The sequence below is a fragment of the Brachyspira sp. SAP_772 genome (assembly GCF_009755885.1).
In the GTDB taxonomy this organism is placed as follows: Bacteria; Spirochaetota; Brachyspiria; order Brachyspirales; family Brachyspiraceae; genus Brachyspira.
Genome location: NZ_VYIX01000014.1, coordinates 1 through 1365 on the forward strand (window position 1 = coordinate 1; position 1365 = coordinate 1365).

Sequence of the window (1365 nt, forward strand, 5' to 3'; positions counted from 1 at the left end):
TGGATTTTATGAATAAATAATTTTTTAATGTTTTAAAATTGTTATTTTATTTCCTTCCAATTTTATTATTTTTTCCTTTGATAATCTATTTAATTCTCTTGATAATGCACTTCTATCTGAAGATATAAACTCTGCTAATTTATCTCTATTATACGGTATTACTATATTATTAGATTTTTGTATATTAGACATATATTTCAAATAAAGYATTATTTTACTTCTTAAACTTTTTTGRCTTAGAATATCATTTTTTATAGAAAGGAATATATTTTTATCAGATAGAACCCTAATTAAATTTTTCAAAAAAGTTGAATTATTAAAAATATTATTAGTATTTATTTTTAATATTTTAGTATCTGTAAAAGATAATGCCTGTATAGTAGAAATTTTATTTGTAGATAAAGCAAAAGATTCAGCAAAAATATCTCCCGCATTTAATATATTAACTATATTTTTTCTCGCATCATCATATTCTTTGGAAACCTCTACCATACCATCTAATATTAAATAAATATTATCTATGTAGTCTCCTATATCTATAATGGTATTTCCTTTTTTATATGATTTATTTTGAAAGCTATTAATCATATTAAGAACATCATYTCTATCTATATTGCTGAATAAACTTGATTTTAATATTATATCTATATATTTTTCCATAAGACAAACCCTAAAACATCAATATATTCAATAAGTAATATAGTATTTTTTATTAAAAAATCAATATTAGTTAGTTGCTATAGCAACTGAGTTTTTTATAAAAAATTATATTATATAAACATAAATAACTTTTATCTTTTAYACATATATACATAGGAGTTTAAGCAAAATGAAAAGAAGAATAATAAAAATAGATGAAGATAAATGCACAGGCTGCGGAGAATGCATACCSGATTGTCCTGAGGGAGCTTTGCAGATAATAGACGGAAAAGCAAGACTTATAAGTGATTTGTTTTGCGACGGACTTGGAGCTTGTATAAAAAAATGTCCAGAAAATGCAATGACTATAGAAGAAAGAGAAGCAGAAGAATATAATGAAAAAAAAGTAATGGTAAATATTATAAAAGGCGGTATTAATGTAATAAAAGCTCATCTTAAACATTTAAAAGAACATGGAGAAGAAAAACTATTAAAAGAAGCTATAGAGTATATGAAAGAAAATAATATAGAAGTTCCTGAATTGGAAGATAAACCTTGCGGTTGTCCTGGCAGTATGCAAAGAGATATGAGAAATAAAATGTCTGCATCTAATAACAATATAGAAATGCATTCTGAATTAAGAAACTGGCCTATACAATTAAAACTTATAAACCAAAATGCTCCATATCTTGATAATATAGATTTACTTATTAGTGCAGATTGTGT

The 1365-nt window shown here is 23.8% G+C and carries 2 protein-coding genes; one reads left to right on the forward strand and one right to left on the reverse strand.

What is annotated here, in order from left to right:
- Positions 1-24: 24 nt before the first annotated feature.
- Positions 25-660: a Crp/Fnr family transcriptional regulator gene (locus tag GQX97_RS12185; RefSeq protein WP_157152203.1), complete on the reverse strand. Its 636-nt coding sequence runs from the start codon at positions 658-660 to the stop codon at positions 25-27.
- A gap of 169 nt (positions 661-829) precedes the next feature.
- On the opposite strand from GQX97_RS12185, the gene GQX97_RS12190 reads away from it, so the two are divergent.
- On the forward strand, positions 830-1365 hold a 536-nt coding region (locus tag GQX97_RS12190; RefSeq protein ID WP_157152204.1), incomplete at its 3' end, for a 4Fe-4S binding protein.